The 23,982-nt window shown below is 47.6% G+C and carries 23 protein-coding genes; 13 read left to right on the plus strand and 10 right to left on the minus strand.

Features of this window, described 5'->3' with window-relative positions:
• Positions 1-30: 30 nt before the first annotated feature.
• Genes AS006_RS06665 through malE form a run of 5 tightly spaced genes read right to left on the minus strand, consistent with a single transcriptional unit; the run spans position 31 to position 8,322 of the window.
• Positions 31-1,032: a LacI family DNA-binding transcriptional regulator gene (locus AS006_RS06665; protein WP_101513569.1), complete on the minus strand. Its 1,002-nt coding sequence runs from the start codon at positions 1,030-1,032 to the stop codon at positions 31-33.
• 15 nt (positions 1,033-1,047) lie between these two features.
• Positions 1,048-2,871 (minus strand): glycosyl hydrolase 53 family protein, encoded by a 1,824-nt coding sequence (locus AS006_RS06670; RefSeq protein ID WP_233185691.1) that lies wholly within the window; start codon positions 2,869-2,871, stop codon positions 1,048-1,050.
• Between the two features lie 11 nt (positions 2,872-2,882).
• Complete coding sequence (locus AS006_RS06675; RefSeq protein WP_101513748.1) at positions 2,883-5,354, minus strand: ABC transporter permease subunit; 2,472 nt, start codon at positions 5,352-5,354, stop codon at positions 2,883-2,885.
• Positions 5,354-7,087, minus strand: a complete 1,734-nt coding sequence (locus tag AS006_RS06680) for a DUF4896 domain-containing protein (RefSeq protein ID WP_101513570.1) — start codon at positions 7,085-7,087, stop codon at positions 5,354-5,356. Before AS006_RS06680 ends, AS006_RS06675 begins: the two co-directional genes overlap by 1 nt.
• Positions 7,088-7,146: 59 nt before the next feature.
• Entirely contained in the window at positions 7,147-8,322 is a 1,176-nt protein-coding gene (gene malE / locus AS006_RS06685; RefSeq protein ID WP_101513571.1) for a maltose/maltodextrin ABC transporter substrate-binding protein MalE, read from the minus strand.
• A 328-nt stretch (positions 8,323-8,650) separates the two neighbouring features.
• Here malE and AS006_RS06690 point away from each other — a divergent pair, with 328 nt between their 5' ends.
• Genes AS006_RS06690 through AS006_RS06750 form a run of 13 tightly spaced genes read left to right on the plus strand, consistent with a single transcriptional unit; the run spans position 8,651 to position 19,203 of the window.
• On the plus strand, positions 8,651-9,118 hold the full coding sequence (locus tag AS006_RS06690) for a Na+/H+ antiporter subunit E (protein ID WP_101513572.1): 468 nt from the start codon (positions 8,651-8,653) through the stop codon (positions 9,116-9,118).
• Entirely contained in the window at positions 9,115-9,363 is a 249-nt protein-coding gene (locus tag AS006_RS06695; protein ID WP_101513573.1) for a cation:proton antiporter, read from the plus strand. Before AS006_RS06690 ends, AS006_RS06695 begins: the two co-directional genes overlap by 4 nt.
• Positions 9,360-9,683, plus strand: coding sequence for a monovalent cation/H(+) antiporter subunit G (mnhG, locus tag AS006_RS06700; protein ID WP_101513574.1), 324 nt, complete (start codon positions 9,360-9,362; stop codon positions 9,681-9,683). Before AS006_RS06695 ends, mnhG begins: the two co-directional genes overlap by 4 nt.
• The gene (locus AS006_RS06705; RefSeq protein ID WP_101513575.1) at positions 9,680-9,922 is read left to right on the plus strand and encodes a hydrogenase subunit MbhD domain-containing protein; all 243 of its coding nucleotides are present in this window, start codon (positions 9,680-9,682) and stop codon (positions 9,920-9,922) included. Before mnhG ends, AS006_RS06705 begins: the two co-directional genes overlap by 4 nt.
• Positions 9,919-10,683, plus strand: a complete 765-nt coding sequence (locus AS006_RS06710; RefSeq protein ID WP_101513576.1) for a Na(+)/H(+) antiporter subunit B — start codon at positions 9,919-9,921, stop codon at positions 10,681-10,683. The genes AS006_RS06705 and AS006_RS06710 overlap by 4 nt, the downstream gene beginning before the upstream one ends.
• A gap of 6 nt (positions 10,684-10,689) precedes the next feature.
• A complete protein-coding gene (locus AS006_RS06715; RefSeq protein WP_101513577.1) occupies positions 10,690-11,028 on the plus strand; it encodes a sodium:proton antiporter in 339 nt (112 codons plus the stop codon).
• Positions 11,025-12,425: a complex I subunit 5 family protein gene (locus AS006_RS06720; protein ID WP_101513578.1), complete on the plus strand. Its 1,401-nt coding sequence runs from the start codon at positions 11,025-11,027 to the stop codon at positions 12,423-12,425. The genes AS006_RS06715 and AS006_RS06720 overlap by 4 nt, the downstream gene beginning before the upstream one ends.
• A gap of 1 nt (position 12,426) precedes the next feature.
• Positions 12,427-14,301: a proton-conducting transporter membrane subunit gene (locus AS006_RS06725; RefSeq protein ID WP_101513579.1), complete on the plus strand. Its 1,875-nt coding sequence runs from the start codon at positions 12,427-12,429 to the stop codon at positions 14,299-14,301.
• A gap of 4 nt (positions 14,302-14,305) precedes the next feature.
• Entirely contained in the window at positions 14,306-15,187 is an 882-nt protein-coding gene (locus AS006_RS06730; protein WP_101513580.1) for a respiratory chain complex I subunit 1 family protein, read from the plus strand.
• Positions 15,188-15,199: 12 nt separating this feature from the next.
• The gene (locus AS006_RS06735) at positions 15,200-15,736 is read left to right on the plus strand and encodes an NADH-quinone oxidoreductase subunit B family protein (RefSeq protein WP_015919827.1); all 537 of its coding nucleotides are present in this window, start codon (positions 15,200-15,202) and stop codon (positions 15,734-15,736) included.
• Complete coding sequence (locus AS006_RS06740; protein ID WP_101513581.1) at positions 15,717-16,244, plus strand: NADH-quinone oxidoreductase subunit C; 528 nt, start codon at positions 15,717-15,719, stop codon at positions 16,242-16,244. Before AS006_RS06735 ends, AS006_RS06740 begins: the two co-directional genes overlap by 20 nt.
• Positions 16,237-17,343, plus strand: coding sequence for an NADH-quinone oxidoreductase subunit D (locus AS006_RS06745; protein WP_101513582.1), 1,107 nt, complete (start codon positions 16,237-16,239; stop codon positions 17,341-17,343). Before AS006_RS06740 ends, AS006_RS06745 begins: the two co-directional genes overlap by 8 nt.
• 12 nt (positions 17,344-17,355) lie before the next feature.
• Entirely contained in the window at positions 17,356-19,203 is a 1,848-nt protein-coding gene (locus AS006_RS06750) for an FAD-dependent oxidoreductase (RefSeq protein WP_199167461.1), read from the plus strand.
• Between the two features lie 26 nt (positions 19,204-19,229).
• Here AS006_RS06750 and AS006_RS06755 read toward each other — a convergent pair whose 3' ends face one another.
• From AS006_RS06755 to AS006_RS06775, 5 genes are read right to left on the minus strand one after another with little or no spacing between them, the layout of a single operon-like run.
• Positions 19,230-20,216, minus strand: coding sequence for a LacI family DNA-binding transcriptional regulator (locus AS006_RS06755; RefSeq protein WP_101513584.1), 987 nt, complete (start codon positions 20,214-20,216; stop codon positions 19,230-19,232).
• Between the two features lies 1 nt (position 20,217).
• Complete coding sequence (locus AS006_RS06760) at positions 20,218-21,165, minus strand: ABC transporter ATP-binding protein (RefSeq protein WP_101513585.1); 948 nt, start codon at positions 21,163-21,165, stop codon at positions 20,218-20,220.
• Positions 21,162-22,142: an ABC transporter ATP-binding protein gene (locus AS006_RS06765; RefSeq protein WP_101513586.1), complete on the minus strand. Its 981-nt coding sequence runs from the start codon at positions 22,140-22,142 to the stop codon at positions 21,162-21,164. The genes AS006_RS06760 and AS006_RS06765 overlap by 4 nt, the downstream gene beginning before the upstream one ends.
• Positions 22,139-22,987, minus strand: coding sequence for an ABC transporter permease (locus tag AS006_RS06770; protein WP_101513587.1), 849 nt, complete (start codon positions 22,985-22,987; stop codon positions 22,139-22,141). Before AS006_RS06770 ends, AS006_RS06765 begins: the two co-directional genes overlap by 4 nt.
• 5 nt (positions 22,988-22,992) lie before the next feature.
• The gene (locus AS006_RS06775; RefSeq protein WP_101513588.1) at positions 22,993-23,982 is read right to left on the minus strand and encodes an ABC transporter permease; all 990 of its coding nucleotides are present in this window, start codon (positions 23,980-23,982) and stop codon (positions 22,993-22,995) included.

Here is a 23,982-nt window from a genome sequence, read left to right on the forward strand (position 1 = left end):
ATCTCTATTAAAATCCGAAAACCGACAAAATCAACTACTCTCTCTCACGACGAGTTCCACGTCGAGTATCACACGTTTCCTCTTCTTCCTTCTTTCTTTCATCCTCTGAAGAAGCATTTTGAATGCTTCAAAACCCATCTCGAACTTTTTTATCCTCACCGTCGTCAGAGAAGGACACACAAAAGAGGAATAAACGATATCATCGTAACCAACTACAGCAACATCCTCTGGAATTTTGTATCCATGCTCTTTCAACGCTTTCATTGCACCAAAGGCAAGTAAATCGTTGTAACAAAAAACCGCATCGAAATGAAATCCCCGCTCAATCGCTTCATTCATCGCTTGATAGCCGCTTTCTATGTCGATGTCCGTCACGATCACCATCTCTTCTTTGAATGGTATGCCATGTTCCTTCAATGCTTTTTTGTACCCCTCAAGCCTCATGTAAGCGGCAGATTTGAAAAGATATCCACTGATCATCAGTATGTTTCTTCTTCCTCGTCCGATGAGATGTTTTGTTGCCAGATATCCTCCTTTTACCTCATCACTGTGGATCTCATCCACTTCCAGCCCTTCAAAGTGCCTTCCTACAACGACGAAGGGAACTTTTCTTTCCATCAGCAACTCTATATCGTCCGATCTGTCCTGAACGGGTGTTATGAGAAGACCGTCGACTCTTCGCTGAAGGAGAACGTCGATCGCTTTTTCCTCGTTTTCGTAGACTCTTTCTGTGTTCATGAGGATAATCTGATAGCCATATTTCCTGGAGGCAACTTCGATTCCCTTGAGCACCTCCGCATAAAAGGGATTGGCACTGTCTGCTATGATGACCCCTACTATGTTTGTGCGTTTGCTTCTCAAAGACGAAGCAGTTGCGTTTTTCACGTATCCAAGTTCTCTGGCTATCTCCAGTATTCTCTTTTTGGTCTCTTCACTTATGTCCGGTTTGTTGTTGAGCGCTCTTGAAACTGTGTTTATCGAAACTCCCGCTTTTTCTGCTATGTCTCTGATCGTTACGTACTTTTTCTTCATGCTATTTCCTCCCACTCACTCCTCCCTGAACAGATAGAAATCATCTATGAATCCCCAGTCACCCGCTTTTCCCTTGACAGAAACGGTGACTTTTATCTTTCCTGTTTCGACCTTTATGTTCCTTATCTCAGGATTTTTCCATTCGAGCCATCCGGTTGTTTCAACGGTCGTTGTTTTTTCACCCTCTCCAAAATCACTCACTTTCAGAACGATTTTCACGCCGCTTCCGCCCTGGGTCCAGAACCCTACCCTGTACACACCATCTGGAAGTTCCACTTCCTGTGACAACTCGAATTCAAAAGCCTCGTCGAGCCAGAAGTTCACCGCGTACTCTCCTTGATGTGCGTTACTCGGAGGATCGGCCTTTACCACCTTCACTGCTTTTCCGTTACCGAACACCTTCCAGGGAGAAAACTCACCCGTTTCAAACCCAGGGTTCTTCAGGTAGTTTCTACTTCCCTTCACAGTCAAGGTTGCGAAGATCTTCTGGTCTATACTTTCCACGTATCCTTCCACTCTGTAGACACCGGGTGTTTCAACAAGAGAAGGATCAAAATTCCATGTAACTTTCAGGGATCTGATGGAATCATCGCTGAACAGCACTTTCACAGCATCCGGAAACTTCGGAATCTCTCCCAAATTCGTCGAGATCTCCACAGGCAGAATCTCTTCGATTTTTATTTCCATAGGAGTGACTGTCCTCACGAGCTTGAAAACATCCAGGGATGGGAGAGCATTTCCATTGAAATCAAACATGGCCTGATTCTCCCATGGATTTCCTTCGCCGGTTTTCCAGCCGGCTCCTTTCACAGGAATCCAGTCTCCTTCCCAATAGAAGATCCCAAGACCGTGACCGTCAGGAACACTGTTCACCACTTCTATGAGATCCCTCAAGAACGTTGCCTGTCCCTGAACCGTTGCTTTGTAACCACCCGTGAGCTCCATCTCTTCACCACTGAAGATGTTGGGGTAACCGTCCCCGTCCTCGAGTGTCCAGGCATACGCCGTTTCAACGATGAGCACGTCTTTGTTGTATCTTTTCGCTATGTCGTACAGGTTGTTCTTCAGGTCATCCAGGGTACCATGCCAGTACGGATAGTACGATACACCGATCACATCAAAATCCACGTCTCTTCTTGTGATCTCGTCGAAGAACCACCTGAAAAGTGAGTTGTTTCCACCTTCTGCCAAATGAATGACTATCTTGATATCGGGATCAACTTCCCTGACGGCTTTGATGGCCGCCTTCAAAAGTTTTGTGAATCCGTCGAATCCTCCTGCATCCTTTCCGGCAATCATTCCATCCGGCCAGAGAAAGCCGTTGTTCACCTCGTTTCCCACCTGGACCATGTCCGGCAGTGCACCGTTTCTTCTCATATGATTCAGCACGAGTTTCGTGTAGGAATACACCGCCCTTTCCAGAAGTTCTCCATGAAGGTGATCCCACTCTTTTGGTTTGTACTGCTTGCCGGGATCTGCCCACCAGTCGCTGTAGTGAAAGTCAAGAAGAACCTTCATTCCGTACTTTTTGGCCCTTTTTGCGATCTCTGTCATTTTCAGATAATCACAGTTTCCCCCACCGAGCGGATTTCCGTTTTCATCCCTTGGATCGTTCCACACTCTCAATCTGATCCAGTTTATCTCATGATCCTTCAGTATCTGGAAAAGATCTTTCTCCACACCACCATCGAAGAACTTACCACCGAGCCGCTCTATCTCGTAGAGCATTGAAACGTCCATTCCAAAGATGAAATCTTCACGAAGATCCTTCACTGGATTGATAATCAATCCGAACGCCAGGGAGGAGAACATGACCATCAAAAGCACTCCTTTCACCATACCAGCCTCCTTCATTCTTTCACCGCTCCCCTTGTGAGACCGCTCACCAGATACCTCTGGAGTGAGAGAAAGAGTATCACCATCGGTGTCATTCCAAGAAGCGCAGCAGCCGTGAAAAGTCCCCACTCTGTCTCGTAGGGTCCTGTCGCGAACGCCTGAAGCCCGAGGGCGTAGGTGTAATGCCTCACATTTTGAAGGATGATCCTTGCCACCACGTACTCGTTGAACGTTCCGATGAAGACCAGAAGAAACACAACTGTGAGGATCGGTCTTGCAAGCGGAATGATGATCCTGTAGAAACTCTGAAAACGTGTTGCTCCATCGACGATCGCCGCTTCTTCAAGCGAGGTGGGTATCGTATCGTAGAATCCCTTTATTAGGTACATGTTGTAGGCGATGTTGGTGAGATACGCAAAGATCAAACCACCGAGCGTATCGATTCCGATGAAAGGAATGTACTTTCCCATGAAGTTCAAAAGATCGTATATGGCGATCATGAAGATCACACCGGGAAACATCTGTATCAAAAGAAGTGCCATGATTCCGTAGCGCCTTCCAAGGAACCTCATCCTGCTGAAGGGATAAGCCGCTATCGCACACACGGTCGTTGTAATGAAAGCAACTATCAGAGATACGGTCACGGAGTTGAGCACCCAGAGCCAGAAATAGTGTTTCGTTTTCTGTTTCCATACCTGGTCTATTCTGAAGAGCTCTTTGTCGATGTTTCGAAGGTCACTTTTCAAATCGGAAAACGGTATCGTATCCATCAAAACACCCGCACGTCTTGAGGCAACAGACATATTTGCCCTGACCCTGCTGACAAAGTCCATCTTCACGATATCGTACATTCTGTTCAGTATGCCAGAAGACACGTACACTCCCTGAGCCGAGAGGGACAGAAGATCTTCATAAGATCTCTCAAGATCGCTCAGTGAGAGTCTCATCTCTTCAAGGATCGATTTGAGGTTTTCGGGGAAGGTGTCGAACTTGCTGGCGAAATCTCTGTATTCTTCTATCCATCTCATCTCTCTGACTACTTTTGATATTCTGCTGTAGAGTTCGTCCTTTTCCCAGTAAGAGTTCATGAAGTCTCGAAGCATCTTCAGAACGGAAGAATATCTGAGAAGATCTGTCTTTCCAAAAGATTTCACCCTCTCAAGAGTGGAAATAGAGCGCTGAAGGTCGTATTTGAAAACTTTCAGACTAAGAATTCTTTGAGGTTCAAGAAGTCTTTCATGAACTTCTGATATGCTTTGCTGGTATTCGGAGAGTTTTTCAGAGAGACTTTTTTCCTGGAGTTTCAGGTCCTCCAGACGTTTGTTGAGGACGTTCAGAATCACTATTTTGTCCTTTATGCTGGCAAGGGTTTCGGAAGTTTCCTTCAGGATCCTGACAAGTCTTGGTTGGATTTCTTCGTAGATCTTGATCAGATCGGAGTAAAGGAGTCGGTTCTTCAGTTCTTCGTTTCCTTCAGATAGTTTTTCGAGTTCTTTTTTCAGGGACGCGAGCGATCGCTTCAAATTGTCGTATTCAGCGAGGGAATCCATCTTACCCAGAAGATCGTCAATCGTGTGGATCACGTCAGAAACGTTCTGTAAGAAACCGCTGTCGACCACAGGGAACAGACTAGTGGCAGATGTCTGTTTTATCCTTTCTTCCAGTTCGTTGAGGTCTGAAAGAGATGTCTTTATTCTCTCCAATTCCGGTGTAATGTCCTTTTCTATGATGAGGTTGGCTTCCATTATATCGTCCTGGAGTTTCTGATACTGCTGCTGAAGTGAAAGTATCTCCTCTCTGACTGCGTTCAATTCTTTCTGTGTTTCTTCGAGAAACTCGTCGTATCCATCTGTCAGATTTTCGTAACTTGCTTTCAGAATCTCGAGTGCCCGTTCGTATCCTTCTCTTGTACTGGCATCCACACCTGTTGTCTTCTTCAAATCCTCTTCGAGTGCCCTGTGGAGTTTCGAGTTGAACCTCTCTTTCGATAAGACAAGGTAAAGGGCCGCTTTACTCTCATCTGAATTGTCCAGTTCCGGTGTCTGGATCGATGAAGCAAGTTCTTGGAGTTTCTCTATCACTCCACTTTTGATTTCATCTGAACGATCGTTCAGGAACGTTTCAATCCTTTTGAAAGAGTCTTCGGCACTCTTCAGTCTGTTTTCTGTTTCTGTCAGATATGAAGATACTTTCTCGATGGATCGTTTCACCGCGTCTTTCAGTTCATCCTCAGACCATGTATCGTAGGGTTTTACCCTGGAGACCATCGCCTGGAGATCCTGGATCAGGAAGGGAAGATTCTTCTCGGGTGCCACAAGGTCCCTGTAGTGTTGAAGCGTCAGTCTGGACGAGAACAGTTTCGAAGAGAACGCCGCCTCGTCCCTTCTGAGGGATGTGGTCACGACCCAGACGACTGGGAAGAGAATCACCGCCACTATGATGACAAGAAAGATGTGAGTGAGTACGTTTCCCCTTTTCTGCACCATCATCTGCTCACCTCTTCGAAAGCCCCGGACAGTTTGAAGTTCACAAAACTAATTCCACCAACGAGGAAGAAGATGAGTATGGAGATCGCACTCGCAAACCCGAAGTCCTGTCCCTGACCACCTTCGAACGCCAGTTTGTAAACGTAAGAGATCAAAATGTCAGTGTATCCTGTAGGAGTGGTCGAATTCGGGATCGGAGGACCTCCTCCCGTGATCAGGTAGATGATCGTGAAGTTGTTGAAACTGAAAGCAAAACTGCTGACAAGAAGCGGTGCGATGATGGTCATGAGAAGTGGAAAGGTGATATGAACAAACCTTCTGAACCTTCCTGCACCGTCTATCGCCGCCACTTCGTAGAGTTCAGGTGGAATACTCTGAAGGGCACCGAGCGATATGGTCATCATGTAAGGAAACGTGAGCCAGACGTTGACAAGAAGCACTCCCACACGGGCCCAGAAGGGATCGTTGAACCACTTTATTGGATCCAACCCAAGGAGGGGTAAGAGAAACTTGTTGATCACGCCGTAAGTTTCATTCAAGAGCCCGTTCCTCCACACCAAGGCCGAGATGAAAACCGGAATGGCCCATGGTATGATCAGAAGCGTTCTGTAGAGGTTTCTTCCTCTGAGCCTTGGGTTGTTCAGAACGAGTGCGAACGGAAGACCAACAGCGAGTGACAGCACCACACTCAGAACGGCCCATACGAAAGTCCAAAGGAAGATCCTGAAGAAAGGCCCTGATACCTTGGGATCCTTCACGATCCTCAGGAAGTTCTTCCATCCCACAAAATCTATGAACCCAACCAGAAACGTCTCGTTCCCATTTTCATCCACATCGTAGAAGGCTCCTTCTTTTTCGATCACTTCCCTTCCTGTGAGACTGTTCACCACGGTGGTCTTTATCTTCATCTTTCCACCATCATAAACCTCTTTGTAAGCCAGTCTGTACAGCCTTTCCACGTGCATGAATCTCCATTCACCATCGGGAGCGATCCTCAGAGCCAGTTTCTTTCCATCTGGAAGCACGTACTCTGCGTTCACCAGGTAACTCTGTGCTATCCTGCTTTTGAAGTAGGGAGCGTTCAGCCTCAGTATCTCGTCGTCTGGAGAATAGAAACTCTTGTAAGTCGTGTCGCCGCGAACCACAAGATTTATCTCCGAAAGATCGGCCGGCCACGGAACGATTCTGAAGGTGTCACCGTTCAGTGAAACTGTCTCAACGGTGACGGGAATCAGATTGAACTGACTCAGGAGCACCTCCTGACCTCGCGCAACAACGGGTCTTGGTTTTTCGCCGAGGTAGATGGTATCGTTCATCCTGAACAGTATAAGGAAATCCTCTGTCGGAGAGAGTCCATCGTAGACCACAAAGACCTTATAAGAGACGAACGTTGAATCCACCACGTAGGAGAAATTCGGGTCGTAAAGGAGTCTTTCGATGGCCTCCTGTCTTGACATGAAGTGACCAGTTCCGTAGTTGGTGAAGGCCACCTTGAAGGTGAAGTATATGGGGTAGAGAACTAGAACAAAAAGCAGAACAAGAGCGGGAATAACGTATCTGTAAGGATATCCCTTTGGATTGATGATGAAGAAGTCTATCAGAAACAACAGAGAAAAAAGAACGATGGAAAGTTCATAGTATTCGTTCTGGAAGAGGAACACTCCTGCCCAGAAGAGGGCCACGTTCAAAAGTGCAAGGAGGAACCACAGAAAGAGTTTGATTACGTTCTTCACCTTTTTCCCTCCCTGAGTGTGTGAAAGGGGCTGGGAACCCAGCCCCTGAAAATCCACCGTTACTGTATCTGGGCCTTGATTCTCTCGACTGCGTTCTTCAGAGCTTCTTCAACCGTTGCTTTTCCATTCACAACAAGGTTGAGAGCGTCGTTCATGGCAGCCCACACAGCAGCCATCTGCGGCACGTTGGGCATTGGAATTCCGTTGGCGGCGCTCTGTGTGAATCCAACCACGTCGGGATTGTCTTTTACGAGTTCAAGGACGTCTTTCCTCGCAGGAAGTCTCGGATCTGCAAGGTAGATCCTGTACATGGTTTCCTTTCTGGCGATGAAACTCGTCAGGAACTCGATGGCGAGGAGTTTGTTCGGAGATTTTGCGTTCACCATGAAACCCTGTACTCCAACGAAAGGCCTTGCGGGAACACCAGGTTCCAGATCAGGAATTGGAGAAACGCCGTAGTCTATTCCCGCATCTTTGTAAGCTTTCACTGCCCAGGGGCCGTTGATGATCATGGCAGCCTGGCCTTCTCTGAACATGGAGTCCATGATCTGGTAGTTGTCGCTGGGATCGAGTATTCCTTCGTCGACCATTCTCTTCAGGAGCTTCACTCCCTTTATAGCTCCTTCGTTTGCAAGTCCGATGTCATTGACATCGAGACCTTTTTCGGTCTGTTTGAAGACGTAGCCACCGTAGCCGAATATGAACGGAGCGATGTAGTAGAACTCAGCCGCGGAAGTGATGAAACCACGTACTTCTCCTCCGAATTCCTCATCGATTTGCTTTGCGACCTCTATGAGTTCGTCCATCGTTTTTGGAGGCTCGGGAACGTAGTCTTTGTTGTAGATGAGTGCTATCGCTTCCATGGCGTAGGGAACACCATAGAGCTTTCCACCGTAAGAGAACGCATTGAGGGCTGTTTCGTAGAAGTTTTTCAGATCAGCAAAATTCGGTATGGGTTCTATCAAACCGTTCACTGCGAGTTCTCCAACCCAGTCGTGTGCGCCAACGATGATGTCGGCTCCCTGACCCTCCGGTGCGGCCGTGAGGAACTTGGACTTGATGTCCTGGAAGTTCACGTACTGAACCTCAACCTCCACACCGTACTTTGCCTTGAATTCCTCTCCAAGCTTCTGAAGAATGTCGACCTGTTTTTCAGAGCACCATATGGTGAGTTTCGGCTGGGCAAGAACAACAAGAGAAACAACAAGTAAAGCGATTACCAAAAACTTCTTCATACCACCTTCACCTCCCTGAATGGGTTGTCCACAAGAATGATACCATATGTAAACGTTACCGTGAAAGTTGTCGAAATGTCAAACCCTATTTCGAAGAGATTTTCCAGATAATCCAGCGAGAAAGTTCTTATTTGGTGATAATCGCTCATTTCTACGTTTGATTCAAAATTAATTTGGACCAAATTTGTCTAAAAATAGATTCGAAATGTCTTTCTGTGCAGTTTTTATTTCTACTAATTAGGTTGACATTACATGGTCCAAAGTTTTAAAATTACACCTGTATTGTTCTTGTGAAAACTTTCTCTTTTCGATCGAGGAGGTGTGAAGTGTGAGCGTTTTTCTCACGAGTTTGATTCTGTGGTTTGTGATCACCGGATTTTCTTATTCGGAGCTGATCGTCGGAATCGCTGTTTCGCTGATAGTGTCACTGGTTTTTCGCAGGTTTCACGGCATCAGATTCGATCTCAAACTTCCCCTGAGGATCATCCGATATCTCGTGATGTTTCTTCCCGTGTTCATCGTTGAGATGGTGAAGGCGAATATCGATGTTGCTTTCAGGGTCCTGAATCCCCACCTTCCACTCAAACCGGGTTTTGTTTCGGTGAGAACGAATCTGAAGAAGGATGCATCCCGTCTGTTTCTGGCAAACAGTATAACCCTCACTCCGGGAACGCTGAGCCTTGACCTCAAGGGTGATGAGATCTTCGTCCACTGGATCGACGTGAAGGATCTCAAGGAAAAAGAAAAATACATATCGCAGAAGTTTGAAAAAAACCTCAGGGAGGTGTTTGAATGACCCCGGTCTTCTTTGTCCTGGTGAGTGCAGGGGTGGTTCTCTCTTTCATCAGAATCATCGCAGGCCCTACCTCTTCCGACAGGGTAGCAGCACTCGACACGATGAACGTGATGCTCACCGGCCTCATAGTAGTTCTCGCGTACAGTTTCGATAGAGGTATCTATCTGGATATCGCCCTCGTGTATGCGCTTCTTTCCTTTCTTGAAACGATCATAGTGTCACGGTATCTGGAGGGGAGAAAATGAACGGGATAATCGGAGAAATACTGATATTAATCGGTGCCTTTTTCTATTTTCTTGGAGGGCTCGGTGTTTTCAGGATGCCGGACGTGTACAACAGACTCCAGGCAGGAACAAAGGCCACCACACTGGGAACTTTCTCCACCGTACTTGGAGTTGGCATTGCGAAGCCGGAGTTTCTGTTGAAAGCTGTTGTTATCGTCACGTTCATAGCACTCACAAACCCGGTGGGAAGTTCTGTCCTGGCAAGGGCTTCCCATCTGTCCGGTGTGAAACCGTGTGACTGCACGGTTGTCGACGAATACAGGGGTGGTGATGGTGAATGAACCTGCTGATCTTGTTGGCCGGCGGGATGATGTTGATAGCAGCATTTTTTGCGGTGGAAGCAAAAAAGTTGCTGGACAGTGTCATAGCACTGTCGTCTCTCAGTCTCCTGTCTGTGTTCCTCTTCATTATTATGAGGGCTCCTGATGTTGCCATAACGGAAGCATCCGTTGGTGCTGGACTCACCACGGCGGTACTTCTCATAACGCTCTTCAAAATGAGGGGAGATGATGAAGAATGAGAAGAGTCTTTGCCGCACTGATATCAATGCTACTGGTCTACATGATGGTATCTTTTCTTGCCGTGCTCGAGCCTTACGGAAAGGCGGATCTCTCCAGGAGAGTTTCAGTTCACTATCTGGCAAAGGATGTGAACGAGGTCGAGCCTGTTGAATGGATCAAAGGGAAGATTCAGATACCATCCGAAAGGAAAATTTACGGTGAGAGCAATCTGGAAGACGGCAGTGCAAACGTTGTAACATCGATCGTTGTCAACTACAGATCCTTCGATACCCTCGGTGAAGTAACCGTCCTTCTTGCCGCAGCCATCGGTATAGGGCTCGTCCTTCGCGGAACGAAGAGAATGAAATACGGAAGAAATCCCAACTTCATCCTCAGAGTGAGCACCGGGATACTTCTTCCCCTGATGTTGATGTTTGGAGCCTATGTGTTCGTACACGGACATCTCTCACCGGGCGGAGGGTTCCCAGGTGGGACGATCCTTGCGGCAGCCGTTCTTCTTCTTTACCTTTCAAACGAGGAATTTTCTCTGAAAGAAAAGGCGGCCAAATTCCTTGAAGGATCCATGGGAAGTCTCTACGTGATAGTGGGCCTTGCTGGTCTGCTCACCGGTGGGGCGTTTCTCTACAACTTTCTTTCGAACGGGAGAGTGGGAGATCTATTCAGTGCCGGTGTTGTTCCCATCGTCTACATCGTCATAGGTCTAAAGGTCGGATCGGAACTCTCCGGCGTCATCTCAGAGATACATCGAGAAGGAGAGTGATTCGAAATGGTGTACATGATATCCATTATCCTGATGGGTGTAGGAGTCTATGGTCTTCTCACTCAGAAAAATTTATTCAAATACCTTGTATCCCTGACAATCATCGACACAGCCGTGAACATCTTCATCATCGCACTGGGTTATACCGGTGGGGAAGCACCCATATATACAGAGAAATTTCCTTACTTCTCCTTCAATTTCGTTGACCCACTGCCACAGGCACTCGTTCTCACAGCCATCGTCATAGGCGTGGGGGTCCTCGCCCTTGGAGCATCTCTTCTTGTTCGAATCAAAGAGAAACACTCTTCAATCGACATAGAAGACTTGAAAGGAGTGAAAGAATGATCAGCCTGCTCGTGGCCATCCCACTCCTTGCTGCATTTCTTTCACTCTTTTTGAAGAAGATATCTGGGATTCTTTTCTTCCTGTCGGCCCTTGTCAACCTGACAGTTATCTTCATGGAACGCCTCCCGAACGCTGTGAGTATACATGCCATGGGTAACTGGAAACCTCCCTTCGGTATAAACCTTGTTCTGGACAACGCAAGTTTCTACGCAGTGCTGATCGTGAATCTGATCTTTTTTCTTGTCTCTTTGCTACCTCAGAAGACAAAGAGAAACTATGAAACTTCCCTCATGTTACTCATGGCAGCCACAAACGGATTCGTGCTGACAGGAGATCTCTTCAACTCGTTTGTCTTCATGGAAATAATCACCATAACAGCTGTCACGATAGCCTCAAAAAGAGAGAACTTTTACAATGCTTACAAATACCTGATCCTCGGCGGTGTTGCGGGTTCACTCTATCTTCTCGCAACAATATTTGCTTACGGCACTGCTGGGAGTTTGAACATGGCACACGTTGCCATGGTGGGCCTTTCAAGTGGATCCCTTGCGGCTGTGGCCACACTCTACACGATTGGACTCGGTGTAGAGGCAAAACTCTTTCCGTTGAACGGATGGGTTTCTGGTGTTTACGGTGGAAACGAACTTGCACCGGTGGTTCTTGGCACCTCCGTTTCCTTTGCAGCACTGTACATGGTTGGAAGACTCTTCGGCACGGTGTTTCAGGGTAACGGAGCGGAGGTTCTGTATGCGCTGTCCCTGATCACGATTCTGGCTGGAGAATTCGCCGCACTCAGGCAGACCAGTCTTTTGAAGACCTTCGCCTACTCCAGTGTTGCCCAGGCGGGAATTGTGATAGCGATGATATCGAAGAGGACAGAAACTTCCATGAATCTTGCCTATTTCCATCTGACGAACGATGTGATGGCAAAGTTTGTGATCTTTCTCGTTGCGGGCTTTCTTGTCTACAACTACGAAGATCTGAACGGTATCTTCAAAAAACACAGGGTGCTGGGTATCTCTTTCAGTATGGCAACCTTCTCTCTAGTAGGATTTCCACTGTTTGCAGGCTTTCAGAGCAAAATCAGGATCATCATGGAGGCGTTTTCATCGAACGATCTTCTTCTGCCCGCCGTTTTACTTTTGGCCACGGCAATCGAGGTTGGTTATGTGATCAGATGGAACGTAAAACTGTGGTTCGGTGAGGAAACACAGGAGGACAAAACATCCGCACCTTTTACTGTGGGGCTTTTTGCGATGGCACTTGCCGTTTTTCTTGTCTTTGTTTTTGTAAAGCCCGAGTTCGTCCTTTCTGGAACACAGAAGATGGCAAAAGCCCTTATCGATACGGAAGGTTACATCAAAGGTGTTCTCTTCTCAACCACGGGAGGGATGTGATGTGGCAGCAAGCCTTATCACTCTGATGATATTGTCTGTCGTGGTGTACTTCATCTCGAAGGTGAACTGGAAGTTAGGAACCATCGTAAACTTCCTTGTCGGTCTTTCTTCGATGTTCTACGTCCTCTCTCTGGAAGCTGGATCTTCAGAGAAGATCGTACTATTCGGTCAAAAGCTGTACCTTGAGTGGACAGACGTTTCTTTTTACTTCTCGATGGTCAGTCTCATGGTGATAGTTGCCGTTAAGTTCTTTTCGATCAGATGGCTTGAGACTCAGAGATACCGCGCGGCCTTCAACATGTTCGTACTCATGATGACGGCAGGATCGCTTGGCGTGTTCATGGCAGCCGATTTGATCACTCTCTACATCTTCTGGGAAATAGCGGTTTTGTCCTCTTTGCTCGTTGTTCCCATGGAGAGAGAAGAAGCAAAAAGAGCAGCGGTTGTTTATGCCATCATAAGTGCTGTGGGAACGTACGCTTTTCTTTACGGGGCGTTCCTCATATACCAGAGATACGGGACGTTCAGGATATCAACCGTGGTTCAGAGTATGGTGGATGACACATCAACTGGTTTCAAACTGGCCGTGTTCCTGCTACTGTCTCTGGCTGGTATCGCAAAGAGTGGAATATTCCCGTTGCATACGTGGATAAGGAAGACTTATGCCCTTTCTCCTGATGCGTTCTCTTCTATCCTTTCTGGACAGCTTTCAAAACTGGGTAACTACATCTTCACCCTCGTCATCTCTGTAGTACCCTCTTTGAAGGTCTTCTCAGACCTGATTGTTTACTCGAATGTCCCACTGCCAAACTACCTTCTTATCACCTTAGGAAACATCTCCATCGTCATCGGAACTCTCATGGCGATAAAACAGGATGACATGAAGATGCTCATGGCTTTTTCTTCGGTCGCAAACGGTGGTTACATACTGGTAGGTCTTGGCACGATGGATCCACTGGGATTTGAGGGTGGAATGTTTCACATCTTCAACCACGCCGTTGCCTCTGCGGTTATATTCATGGCCTTCGCTGCCGTCATCTACAGAACAAAAACCTCAAAGATAAGCGAAATGGGTGGATTGATCCATAAGATGCCCATCACTTTTCTTGCGTATCTTTTCTCCATAATTTCCCTTGCTGGAATTCCGCCGATGAGTGGCTTCATCTCGAAGTGGATGATCTATCAGGCACTGGTCAGAAAGGGAATGTTCATAACCGCCTTCGTGGCGTTTTTTGGATCGATAGGGTCTTTCCTGTACGTCTTCAGGCCACTTGCAGGGATATTCCTTGGTCAACTTCCAAAGAGGTACAGAGAAGTCAGAGAAGCTCCTATCGTGATGCTTGTTCCAATGGTGCTTCTTGTTCTCGTCAGTTTCTTTCTCGGTGTGTGGCCGTTTCCAGTTCTCCAGACAATCGAAAACATCAGAATGGATCTGGGTATAGCCACTTCGTTCAAAATAGTGGACCAGGAAAACTGGCTCATAAGAGGTTTTGCCGGAAGCTGGAACACGGTTCTTGTGTTCTCACTGTTTCTCACCGGGTTCGTTGTGGCGTACATCCTGTATTCCCTTTTCCCAAGAGCCAGAAAGGTGGACCTCATGGTACCTCACAGAGAGGAAGGAACTCCTCTCAACGTCTACACGGGAGGCGAATTCATATACAGTCCAGATCTCTACCACTACAACACGAACTTCTACGCTGGCTTTGAAAGGATGTACAGAAATCATCCATCCTGGGAAAGCATCACCAGCGCTATTGGAAAACTCTTCCACGACATCGGTGAATGGTTTCACAGATGGTTTTTTGCGTCCTCCGCTTCCGCTTACACGTTCTGGGTTGTTGCAACCTTACTCCTCATATTCTGGGTGAGGTGGTGAGAAGATGCTCAAGGCGATGTTCAACCTGGTTCTTGCCTTCTTTCTTGTTTTGTCTCTCGAAGGAATAGCACGAAAGATAGTCGCGAGGGTTCAGAGAAGAATAGGTCCTCCGTGGTATCAGAATTTCATAGACGTCTTCAAGGCGTTGTCCAAACATCCTTTCAGCAACGGATGGATCTTCGATTTTGGTGTCATCATGGCACTCGGAGGAGCAATAGCCACGGCCATGCTCATGCCACTTGGTTCCCTCAAATGGACTCCATTTCCCAACACAGATAACTTCTTCGTCATCGTGTACCTGTTCACCGTTGGTGCACTCGGGATGGCCATGGGAATGGTAGGAAGCGGAAATCCTTGGGCATCGATCGGTATCAGCAGGGCTCTCACCCAAATGCTCGGTTACGAACTTCCGTTTCTCGTGGTCATGGCATCCGTCATTTTCAACTACAAGACTGCTTCAATTCATCAACTTGTGGCACTACAAAGTGAAAAGTGGAACCTTTTCGTCATGCCCCTTGGTGCCATCGTGGCCTTCATATCCCTCATAGGAATGATGGGAAAAAAGCCGTTCGACATAGCGATTGCACCAGCGGAGATCGCTTCAGGGCCAATGGTGGAGCTATCCGGGAAATATCTTGGACTTCTTCAAATCATGCACGATTTCTCACTTTTTGTGGAAATCTCACTCTTTGTGAACGTCTTTCTTGGAGGAGGCAATCTTGGCTGGTTTCTCGTCAAGTTCGTGGTTGTGTGGGTACTGGCCGTTTTGATCTCCGCTGTTCTTCCAAGATTCAGAATAGAACAAATGCTGAAATTCTACTGGGGAGTGCCCCTTGGTCTTGCCTTCTTGAACGCACTCTTTGTGCTCTTCGGTTTGACCCTTTGAGGAGGTGATCCGATGAAAGAAAGAACGGTCTGGGAAAGAATTGCAGACGCCCTCAGGTCGAGATCCATATGGATGCTTCACTACTGCACCGGCTGCGGTGCTGTGGAACTCCCACCATCCATGACGTCCAGGTTCGACATGGAAAGATTCGGAATAGCCCCCATGGCAACACCGAGACAGGCAGACATACTGCTCATCACGGGATATCTGAACACCAAGACACTGCGAAGGGTGATCTACACCTACGAACAGATGCCGGATCCCAAATACGTCGTGGGCTTTGGAAGCTGTACCATAAACGGAGGAATATACTTCGACTCGTACGCGACGGTGAACAGACTCGACTACTATATCCCTGTTGACGTATACATCGCCGGTTGTATGCCAAGGCCCGAAGCGATTCTTGAGGCCTTCAACTACCTGATGGAGAAGATCAGAAAAGGAGAAGCGGACGGCTGGAAGAGGTACAGGGAAAACTACGAGTGGTACAAGCAGAATCAGATCCGCTCCCTTGGGGAGGTGTACGTACATGACGAGTTCCATGAATGAAGCGCTGGAGAAGTTGGAGGTCTTCCAACCGGAAGTGGAGGAGATAGATGAAAGAGAAGCAAAGATCTCTGTAGCACCGGACAGGGTCATCTCCGTGCTGGAAACCTTGAAATCTCTGGGTTATTCACACCTTTCTTTGATGACCTGCGTGGACTGGATCGAGGACAGCCAGTTCGAACTCGTGTACATTCTCTTTTCCTGGAGAGATGGCGGAAAGTTCATCGTGTCAACCAGGATAGACAGGAACAATCCAGTGTTCGTTACAGTGAAAGAGATCTGGCCCGTCGCCAGGTTCTACGAAAGGGAAATCCATGAATTCTTCGGTGTGAAGTTCCTTGGCAACGACGATATGAAGCCTCTCTTCCTCGAGCTCTGGGACGACAAACCACCACTCAAAAAAGACTTTGATCCCCTCGAGTACTCGAAGAGAAAGTTTCCTGGAAGAGAGTACAAAAAAGACGTCGTTGCAGAGGCAAAAAGGATGTTCAGAGGTGAGATAAATGGGTGAAACAAAACTCTTTTTCGGGCCGAACCATCCCGGAATGCACGGAAACTTCTCTGTTCACATGTACGTTGAGGGAGACATTGTGAAGAAGGCAAGACCGGTACCCGGTTTTCTTCACAGAGGTTTTGAAAAACTCATGGAAAGACGCTACTGGTACTCCAACATTTCGCTCATACCAAGGATATGTGTTCCAGAACCGGACATCAACGAGATCTGCTATGCCATGGCCGTCGAAAAGATCGCAAAGATAGAAGTCCCAGAGAGAGCACAGTGGATACGAATGATCGTTCTGGAACTTGCAAGAATAGCGAACCACATCTGGAACGTTGGAGGAATAGGAGGTCCTCTTGGGCTCTACACGGCCTCTTACTGGGGTGTCGCAGATAGAGACAGAATTCTCGACATCTTCGAAGCCCTCACTGGAGCCAGGGTATACCACATGTACATAATAATCGGTGGCGTGAGAAAGAACATGACACCAAAAATAGAAGACATGATCTGGAAGACACTGGATTACATAGAGTCCAGGTTGCCTGATTACGAAAATCTCATCTTCAAGAACAGGATCGTTCACTCGAGGCTCAAAGGAAGACTCATTTTGACCAGAGAACAAGCGATGGAGATGGGAGTCACTGGTGTGGGTCTGAGGGCAACGGGCGTGGAGTACGATATCAGAAAAGTCGATCCCTACCTGTTCTACGATAGGGTGGAGTTCGAAGTTCCAACAGCAACTGAGGGAGACGCCTTCAGCAGGGTGTATTTGAAGTTCAAAGAGATTCCCCAGAGCATAAAGATCATCAGACAGACCCTGGAGAAGATGCCGCAGAGCGACAGAGTGAACGTACCTGCTAGCAAAGGAAGTGGACTGAGAAGGGTCGTTCCAAAGGGAATGGCCTATGCCCATGTGGAGTCCACGCGCGGTGAATACGGGTTCTTCGTTGTATCAGATGGAAAGAACAAACCTTACAGGGTTGCAGTGAGGGGAGCATCTTATCCACAGGGTCTCTACGGTATAGAAAAGTATCTTCCTGGAACAAGAATTGAGGACGTTCCCATTTGGCTTGCAACGATGGACGTCTGTGCACCGGAGATAGACAGATGAGGGGTGAGAGAGATGGCCATTCAGGAACTGCCGAAGAAGGATTTCTTCGCTCCTTTGAAAGCCTGGAAGTTCCTTGCCAGAAAGCCCGTTACCATTGAAGTTCCGAACAAAACCAAAAGGGAAGCCTCGGAAAGATACAGGGGTTTCCACGTGAACGACTGGGGAAAATGTATCGGATGTGGTACATGTTCGAAAATATGCCCCACAGATGCCATAACCATGGTGGAGGTTCCGGATCTCACTCAGGAAGATGGGAAACTCCCACAGAGACCCGTGATAGACTACGGCAGATGTTCTTTCTGTGCTCTCTGTGTGGACATATGCACGACCGGCTCTCTCCAGATGACAAGGGAATACATTCACATCTCGGAAGATCCGGAAGATTTCATCTTCATGCCCACGGATAAGGGATTGAATGCAAAAATGGGACTTTACGAACCAGGAAAAGCTCCCCTTGGATGGACAAGGGACAAAGACTCCGAACTTCTTGACCTTGAGAGGGTAGAGATGACGAAAGAACCACCAGAAACGAGGGTTAGATCCTTCATAGAGATCGTGAAGGGGTACAGCAGGGAACAGGCAATTCAGGAAGCCACAAGGTGTGTGGAATGTGGTGTATGTACCTACACATGTCCCGAGCACATGGATATACCTCAGTACATAAAGTCCATCTATGAGGACGACCTGGAAGAAGGACTAAGATGGCTTTACAGAACGAACCCACTTTCCATGGTCTGTGGTAGAGTCTGTACACACAGATGTGAAACCGCCTGTTCCATCGGTGTGAGGGGAGAGCCGGTTGCGATTCAGTGGCTGAAGAGGTACATAGTGGACAGTGTCCCACTCGAGGAGTACAGCAGGATACTGGACATGAAACCGGAAAAGAAGGGAAAGAGCATCGGTATAATAGGCTCCGGTCCGGCAGGGCTTTCGGCCGCGTACTTTCTTGCCACAATGGGGTACGACGTCACAGTGTACGAAGCAGAATCGAGACCAGGTGGTGTCATGAGATACGGTATACCGAAATACAGACTCCCGGACGAGGCGCTCGACAAAGACATAGCGTTCATAGAGGCACTCGGCGTGAGATTCGTCCTCAACACGAGGGTTGGTCAGGATATTCCCTTCGAAGAACTCAGAAAGAAACACGACGTCATCTTTCTCGCCACGGGATTTGGCCTTGGAAGATCAACGGGAGTACCCGGAACGGATCATCCAGACGTCAAGCAGGCACTTCCCATGTTGAAGATGATCAGAAACTATCTCAGGGGGGACGGTCCAAAACCACCGATTCCGGAGAAACTCGTCGTCATCGGTGGTGGAAACGTCGCCATGGATATCTCCAGATCGATGGCAAGGCTTCAGGTCATGGAGCATGGAGTTGTGAATGTGCAGGTGCTCTCCCTGGAAGGCTGCTTTGAGGATATGCCAGCCGATATGAAAGAGATCGATGAGGCACTCGAAGAAGGTGTGGTCATAAAACCCGGATGGGGACCGGTAGAGATCGTGATAGAAAACGATCGAGTGAAGGGTGTGAGGTTCAAAAAGTGTGTGAAGGTTTTCGACGATGAAGGAAAGTTCAACCCACAGTTCGATGAAAGCATACAGATCTTTGTGGAAGCGGACATGGTGGTCGAGGCGATAGGGCAGGCACCCGACTACTCCTATCTGCCCCAGGAGATAAAAGAAAAACTCGAATTTGTAAGGGGAAGGATCAGAACCAGCGAGTACGGTCAGACAGCCATAGAGTGGTTGTTCGCCGGAGGAGACATCGTCCACGGACCCGATATCATACACGGTGTTGCAGATGGGTATGCAGCCGCCAGAGGAATCGACATGTACCTGAGGAAAGCAGAATGAAAAAGCCCCTCCGATTGGAGGGGCTTTCACAGTTGTTTTACAGACTCTCTCTCGATGATCTCAACGGGGAGAATCACCCTTCTTGCAACTCCCTTCTTTCCCAAAAGCCTTTCGTGGAGTATCTCAAAGGCCACCCTTCCCATCTCTTCCCTTGGCTGTCTTACGGTGGTGAGGGCAGGAACGGTATAGCTAGATATGGGATCGTCATCAAATCCCATGATGGAAACCTCATCAGGAACGGCCACTCCAAGGTCGTGAAGCGCCTTGAGTGCTCCAACGGCCGATAGATCGTTTATGGCGAAGATGGCGGTGAAATCTACTCCGTGTTTTTTCAGATACCTTTCCACCGCATGATAACCATGTTCGGGGAAATAGCCACACGGTGTTACCTTCACGTCTATACCATGTCTTGTACTGTAATCGATGAATCCTCTTTCTCTGTCCGAAAAGGAGTAGATATCCTTTCTTCCTTTAAGAAGCAAGACCTTTTTATGACCCTTACTCAGGAGGTACTTTGCACACATTCTGCCGGCGGCGTAGTTGTCGATTCCCACGTTGTCGAGCCTGATCTCTGGCTCTTCCCTGTCAACCACGACAACTGGTATGGCACTTTTGATCAATCTCTCGAGTTGTTCTTCGTCCTTTTTCGACGAGCAAACGATGATACCATCGACTCTCTTTGCAAAGAAAACTTCGAGCCTTTCCAGTTCTACAGACGTTCTGTGAAGCGTGGTGGAGATCATGAGAGTGAAGTCTCTCTTTATCGCCTCTTTTTCTATTCCGGTCAGGATCTCGTTGTAGTGAAAGCCTCCGAAGTTCGGAACGAGAACACCGATGGTTCTTTTTAAAACAGCATTTTTTACAGCATATATGGGATGGTAGTTCAGTTTTCTGATAGCATCGATGACCTTCTTTCTCGTCTCTTCAGAGACGTTGTTGTAACCGTTTATCACCCGGGACACGGTTGCAATGGAAACTCCTGCAAGCCTGGCCACATCTCTGATGGAGGCCATACTACCTCCCCGCCTTCAGACAGAGAACTTTGTGATTTTCCTCAACTTCCACAAGTTCTGGTTTCTCAGTAAAGCACCTTTCGTCTTTTATGGGGCATCTGTCGTAGTACTTGCACGGCACGTTCGAAGATGAAACGAGTTCCGGTATAAATCTTTTGCTGAGATCCCATTTTCTGTCTATTTCCGGTACAGATTCAAGGAGCATCTTCGTATAGGGATGAATCGGATTATGAAACACCTTCTCTGTATCTCCCATCTCAACGATGTTCCCTCTGTACATTATGAAGGTCTCATCACTGATGTAGTATCCAAGAGAAAGATCGTGCGTTATGAAAATTACTGACATTCCACGCTCTCGAAGATCACCAAGGAGATTCAGGATATCCACTCTCGTTGAAGCATCGAGCATGCTGATGATCTCGTCCGCGATCAAAAGTTCCACGTCGAGAAGCAAAGTTCTTGCAATGAGGATCCTCTGAAGCTGTCCGCCACTGAGCTGGTGGGGGTATTTCCCGAGTATCTCCCGTGGGTTCATTCCAACAGAGGCGATAACCTCTTCCATCCTGGAGCGCCTCTCAGAAGCTGGTGTGTCTGGGAAGAACTCCTCAAACACCATGTTCAGTACCCTGTCTATTTTGTATATGGGATTGAAAGAAGAAAATGGATCCTGAAAGACTCCCTGAACCCTCCTGTAGTACTCTCTCAGATCCTTTCCCTTGATCTGGGAGATATCTTTTCCATCGAACAGGATCTGACCCGATGTTGGTTTTATGAGTTTCAAAATGAGTTTTCCCACCGTGGTCTTTCCACTTCCACTCTCTCCTATAAGAGACACGATCCTGGAGCGGTCTATCTCAAAAGACACATCATCGACCGCTTTCAACTTTTCTCTTCCAAAGAAGCCAAGGGGAAACTCCTTCGTCAGGTTCTGAACTTTCAGAAGACTCAATTTGCATCACCTCTTTCGAAAAGCCAGCATGAGACTTTTCTTCCGTCCACATCGAACACAGGGGGATCCTGATCGCACTTTTCGAATGCATAGGGGCATCTGTCTCTGAACCTGCAGCCTGGTCCAATGTTCAGAAGGCTTGGTGGATAGCCGGGAATTCCCTTGAGCTTCGTCTGAGAGTACCTGACACCTATCTTTGGAAGAGAAGAAATGAGCATCTTCGTGTACGGATGAAGAGGCTCTCGCACGATGTCCTCCATGGGTGAGATCTCCGCAACCCTTCCCGCGTACAGTACCATCACCTTGTCTGCGATCTGATAGAGCACGGAAAGATCATGTGTTATGAAGGCAAGAGAACCCATGATCTTTCTTTCTCTCATTTCGTAGAGCATCTGTATAACGGACCTCTGGGAACTCACATCGAGAGCCGAGGTGATTTCGTCCGCTATGAGAACATCGGGATTCATCAAGGTGGAGATCACCATCACCATTCTCTGTTTCATACCTCCGGAGAGTTCTATCGGATACATGTTGAGAACTTTCTTTCCGAGATTGACGATTTCAAGTCTTTCTTCGATGAGATCCCTCTTTCGTTCAAAACTTTCACCGTGTTCGTGAAGAAGGTCGTCAATGATCTGTTTTATCTTCTTCGTGGGATTCATCGCATCCATTGCGTACTGCGGAATTATGGAGATCTTCTCGTAGCGAATCTTTCTCAACTCTCTCGGTGAAAGCGTCATGATGTTCTTTCCGTCAAGGATCGCTTCTCCACCCATGTACTTCATAGGAGGTTTCAGCAGGATCAAACCGTTTCCAAGGGTGGATTTCCCACAGCCAGATTCACCAGCGATACCAAGAATTTCTCCCCTCTTTATGTCAAAACTCACCCCATCGACGGCCTTCACATAGCCGTAGAGGGTTCTGTAGTAGATTTTCAAATCTTTGACGTTCAGTACCACTTCCGCCACGCCTATCACATCTCCCTGAGTTTAGGATTGAAGACTTCGTCAAGCCCAGCGTTCATGACGTAAAGAGTCGCAACCATGAGCGTGATCACAGCTCCTGGAGTGACAGCCCACCACCACATACCAAGCTGTATGGCATTCCACAGTGTAGCCTGCTGCATCATTATTCCCAGCGAGATGCCTCTCGTTGGACCAAGGCCTATGAAGTCAAGCCCTGTGGCGGCGAGGATGGCACCTCCGAACTGGAGGATGAACACCATGAAAACATAAGACATCATGTTGGGCATGATTTCACCGAAGATGATCTTCATGGGCCTTCTGGCGGTGATCCTTGCAAGATCGACAAACTCTCTTGTTTTCAGAGAAAGCGTCTGTGCTCTAACTGCTCTTGCAGTCCACGGCCAGGCAGTGAATCCTATGATCACACTCTCGATGAACACACCCCTGTAAGGAAGGTACGCTGCAATGATAATGAGGAGGGCAAGCGTTGGAATCACCATGAGGATGTTGGTGAACATCATGAGAAGTTCGTCGAACCATCCTCCTCTGTATCCTGCAACAAAACCTATGAGAAGACCTATCACCGTTGCCAGTGTTCCGCCGAGAAGTCCCACAAAAAGGGAGCTTCTGAGACCGTAGACAAGCTGGGTGAAGATATCTTGCCCAAACGTGTTCGTACCAAGCCAGTGTTCCTTGCTTGGAGGCTGATATCCGGGTCCCACAAAGGCAAGGGGATCTTTATAAGGAGTGAAATAAGGCCCTACAAGAGCAAGAAAAATCAAGCCAGCGTACACACATATGGCAAAGATAACTTTTTTATTCTTCAAAAAGAAGTAGACGAATTCTTTTCTCGTCATGGCTATCAAACCTCTCCCGAGTAGGATTTTCTTATTCTGGGATCTATGATCACGTAGAAAATGTCAACCAGGAAATTGGCGATCAAAACGCCAAGGATGATGAAGAGAAAACACCCCTGAATCAAAAAGTAGTCCTGATTCAGAATTCCTTGCATAAGGAGGTAACCTATTCCGGGATACGAAAAGACGATTTCCGTTGTGAGAGCACCTGCAACCACCGTTCCCAGCTGAATGGCAAGACCAGTGATCTGAGGAAGTATGGCGTTTCTGTAAGCGTATCGCCTGATGAGCTTCTGGGAAGAACCGAGTGCCTCGAGGTATCTGGAGTAGTTCGATTCCAGTTCGTAGATGATCATGTTCCTCATTCCGATCGCCCATCCACCAAGCATCACAAGAAACAGGGATCCAAATGGAAGTACCCAGTGGTGAAGAAAGTCGAGAATGAACTGCCAGGAAAAAGATGGTGTCGTACCGAAGCTGTAGGCACCTGCGAGGGGAAACAGAGGTATCACCACACCGAATATCCAGGCAAGAAGGATACCAAACCAGAAGTACGGAGATGCAGTTAGAGTGTAAAAAACAGGAAGAGCAAAGTTATCGAGTCTTTTTTTCCGTGCTACAAAGGCACCGAACCTGTTTCCTATCGCAAAGCTCAAAAGAACAGCAGGTAGGAGAACGACCAGAGAGTACGGAAGGGATCTTGCTATTATCTTTGCAACTGGCTGAGGATACATGTAGATACTTATTCCAAGATCTCCTTTGAAGAGAGCCCTCCAAAAGTTGATGTACTGCTCCCAGAGGGGTTTGTCAAGGCCAAAGGCCTGTGTGAAGTAACTCTGAAGGACCTTGACGGATTCAGGAAGCCCAGCGAATCTGGAGATCAAAAAGTTGATGGGATTTCCCGGCATGAATCGAGGAATAGCCCAGTCGATGGTAACAGCAAAAAAGAAGGTCAGGATGTAGACCACGATCTTCTTTGTGAGATATTTTCTCAA

The sequence above is a fragment of the Thermotoga sp. SG1 genome (assembly GCF_002865985.1).
GTDB lineage: Bacteria > Thermotogota > Thermotogae > Thermotogales > Thermotogaceae > Thermotoga.

What these genes read in the sequence shown, in the direction of transcription:
- AS006_RS06740 (WP_101513581.1), top strand. Translation starts at nt 15,717, where the DNA reads ATGACGAGTTCCATGAATGAAGCGCTGGAGAAGTTGGAGGTCTTCCAA.
- AS006_RS06675 (WP_101513748.1), bottom strand. Translation starts at nt 5,354, where the DNA reads ATGGTGCAGAAAAGGGGAAACGTACTCACTCACATCTTTCTTGTCATC.
- AS006_RS06755 (WP_101513584.1), bottom strand. Translation starts at nt 20,216, where the DNA reads ATGGCCTCCATCAGAGATGTGGCCAGGCTTGCAGGAGTTTCCATTGCA.
- AS006_RS06695 (WP_101513573.1), top strand. Translation starts at nt 9,115, where the DNA reads ATGACCCCGGTCTTCTTTGTCCTGGTGAGTGCAGGGGTGGTTCTCTCT.
- AS006_RS06715 (WP_101513577.1), top strand. Translation starts at nt 10,690, where the DNA reads ATGGTGTACATGATATCCATTATCCTGATGGGTGTAGGAGTCTATGGT.
- AS006_RS06735 (WP_015919827.1), top strand. Translation starts at nt 15,200, where the DNA reads ATGAAAGAAAGAACGGTCTGGGAAAGAATTGCAGACGCCCTCAGGTCG.
- AS006_RS06670 (WP_233185691.1), bottom strand. Translation starts at nt 2,871, where the DNA reads ATGGTGAAAGGAGTGCTTTTGATGGTCATGTTCTCCTCCCTGGCGTTC.
- AS006_RS06710 (WP_101513576.1), top strand. Translation starts at nt 9,919, where the DNA reads ATGAGAAGAGTCTTTGCCGCACTGATATCAATGCTACTGGTCTACATG.
- AS006_RS06750 (WP_199167461.1), top strand. Translation starts at nt 17,356, where the DNA reads ATGGCCATTCAGGAACTGCCGAAGAAGGATTTCTTCGCTCCTTTGAAA.
- AS006_RS06770 (WP_101513587.1), bottom strand. Translation starts at nt 22,987, where the DNA reads ATGACGAGAAAAGAATTCGTCTACTTCTTTTTGAAGAATAAAAAAGTT.
- AS006_RS06730 (WP_101513580.1), top strand. Translation starts at nt 14,306, where the DNA reads ATGCTCAAGGCGATGTTCAACCTGGTTCTTGCCTTCTTTCTTGTTTTG.
- malE (WP_101513571.1), bottom strand. Translation starts at nt 8,322, where the DNA reads ATGAAGAAGTTTTTGGTAATCGCTTTACTTGTTGTTTCTCTTGTTGTT.
- AS006_RS06745 (WP_101513582.1), top strand. Translation starts at nt 16,237, where the DNA reads ATGGGTGAAACAAAACTCTTTTTCGGGCCGAACCATCCCGGAATGCAC.
- AS006_RS06720 (WP_101513578.1), top strand. Translation starts at nt 11,025, where the DNA reads ATGATCAGCCTGCTCGTGGCCATCCCACTCCTTGCTGCATTTCTTTCA.
- AS006_RS06705 (WP_101513575.1), top strand. Translation starts at nt 9,680, where the DNA reads ATGAACCTGCTGATCTTGTTGGCCGGCGGGATGATGTTGATAGCAGCA.
- AS006_RS06665 (WP_101513569.1), bottom strand. Translation starts at nt 1,032, where the DNA reads ATGAAGAAAAAGTACGTAACGATCAGAGACATAGCAGAAAAAGCGGGA.
- mnhG (WP_101513574.1), top strand. Translation starts at nt 9,360, where the DNA reads ATGAACGGGATAATCGGAGAAATACTGATATTAATCGGTGCCTTTTTC.